At 44.3% G+C, this 2,220-nt stretch carries 2 protein-coding genes; both read left to right on the top strand.

What is annotated here, in order from left to right; all coding sequences use genetic code 11:
* Positions 1 to 211: 211 nt before the first annotated feature.
* Positions 212 to 1,594 carry a protoporphyrinogen oxidase gene (hemG, locus tag HZA10_04110; protein ID MBI5195489.1) on the top strand — a complete coding sequence of 461 codons (1,383 nt, stop codon included), beginning with the start codon at positions 212 to 214 and terminating at the stop codon, positions 1,592 to 1,594.
* The coding region (locus tag HZA10_04105; GenBank protein ID MBI5195488.1) for a hypothetical protein at positions 1,595 to 2,220 on the top strand (626 nt) is incomplete at its 3' end. It abuts the gene before it with no gap.

Here is a 2,220-nt window from a genome sequence, read left to right as displayed (position 1 = left end):
GTGCCGGTCTTTGAATGCATCTGAAGGATTTATAAATGCACTTAAAGAGCTTGTGCTGACAAAAATAAATCAAACAGTAAATCTCCCCTCCCTTGACGGGAGGGGATAAAGGGGAGGGTGAAAATACCATATTATCACCCCCACCCTTGCCCTCCCCCGTATAGGTGGAGGGTTTAGAGGCGCAGGGAATTACCATGTTAATAGGAGTTACATGATAAGAATAGCTATTGTGGGCGGAGGGCTTTCAGGCCTAAGTACCGCTTATGCCCTTTTAAGCAGAAGGGATAACTTGCAGATTGCGGTGTTTGAATCTGATATGAGAGCCGGCGGAAAAATCTGGAGCGATAAAACAGACGGCTTCCTCTGTGAAAAAGGTGCAAATGGATTTCTTGACAACAAACCCATAACGCTTGAGTTGTGCAAAGAGCTGGAAATTTCACCCCTCAGAAGCAATGAGAACGCAAAAAAAAGATTCATCTATTCAGGCGGGATGCTCAACGCACTGCCTGATTCACCGTCTGCATTTTTGAAATCAGGATTCATGTCGTGGAAGGGAAAGCTCAGGCTTGCCCTGGATCTTATTGCCCCGAAAGGTCCTGATGATGAAACAGTTGCGGATTTTGTTATACGGCGGCTTGGAAAAGAAGCTCTTGAAAAACTGATAGACCCCATGTGTTCAGGCATATTTGCCGGAGACCCGCATAAGATGAGCATTAAACACTGCTTCCCGAAGATAAAAGAACTTGAACAGGAATACGGCAGTCTCATACGCGCGATGATAAAACTGCAAAGAGCAAAGAAACTCAAATCTCAAATCTCAAATCTCAAATCTGAAAATATCAGCCCTGCCCCTTCAGGCACGCTTACATCTTTTTATGACGGAGCTCAGACCATTACCGATGCGCTTAAAGAAAAACTTAACGGAAGAGTAACACTTGGCGTTTCTGCGCACGGTATTGAGAAAAAAGGCAATCTGTATCAGCTCCATACGTCGCAGGGTATTGTTAATGCAGATGCGGTTGTTCTTGCAACCCCTGCCTATGCCTCTGCGGAAATCCTGAAGGACTTTGACAGGGAATTGTCACAGACACTCGCAGGCATCCCATACGCGCCGGTGGCCGTTATATGTTTTGGATACAGGCGTGACAAGGTATGCCATGACTTAAACGGCTTTGGATTTTTGATACCTCATATAGAAAGCAGAAAAATCCTCGGCACGCTGTGGGACTCAAGCATATTCCCGAACCGGGCGCCTGAAGGACACATTCTTTTAAGAACCATGGCTGGCGGCGCAAAATCTCCGCATCTCGCGTTCCTTGACGACAACGTGCTGATAAACACTGTCTTTGACGAATTGAAGCCCCTCGTCTCGCTTAAAGAAGACCCCTCTCTGGTGAGAATTTACAGATGGGAAAAGGCAATTCCCCAATATGTCATCGGACACGGCGACAGGTTAAGACTGATTGCCAAAAGACTTAAATCTCATCCTAACTTATTCCTGACGGGCAACGCATACAAAGGCGTAGGCATGAATGACTGCATTGAAAATGCCTATAAACTTGCGGATGAAATTCTGATAAAAGTTAATGAATAAATGGCGCATATATTGCAAACAACTCATGCCAGAACAACTCTCCTGCATAAACCAATAGTTCACATTTTATTAATTGTCATAATCGGTTTGATTGCATACTCAAATACGTTCCATGTGCCTTTTCAGTTTGATGATCATAACTTTATTGTTGACAACCATAAATTAAGAAACCTCAGTAGCTTCTGGCCGACTGCCGGGTCCAGATGGGTTGGGTTTTTGACATTTGCCTTGAACTATAAATTTGGAGGACTTAACGTTACAGACTACCACATAGTTAATATCATCATTCATATCATTAATGCCTTGCTCGTTTACCGGCTTGTCATCCTGACCTTTCAAACGCCGTATTTCAACCTTCATCCTTCAACCTTCAACCCTCGTTCTTCTTTAATCGCCTTATTTTCAAGTTTGCTCTTTGTCTCGCACCCAATTCAGACGCAGGCAGTTACATATATCGTTCAGAGGTTTACATCCCTTGCAACGATGTTTTATCTCCTGAGTCTGGTGATGTATGTGAAATGGAGGCTCAAGTCAGAGCAGCAGAGCAATAGCACATCAGAACAGCAGGTTAAGAAAACTATTCTTGCACAATTACGCTGCCGCACTTCTGCGCTGCTGCTCTACTG

It is taken from the genome of Nitrospirota bacterium (genome assembly GCA_016212185.1).
In the GTDB taxonomy this organism is placed as follows: Bacteria; Nitrospirota; Thermodesulfovibrionia; order UBA6902; family DSMQ01; genus JACRGX01.
This window is presented reverse-complemented; position numbering and strand designations above follow the sequence as displayed.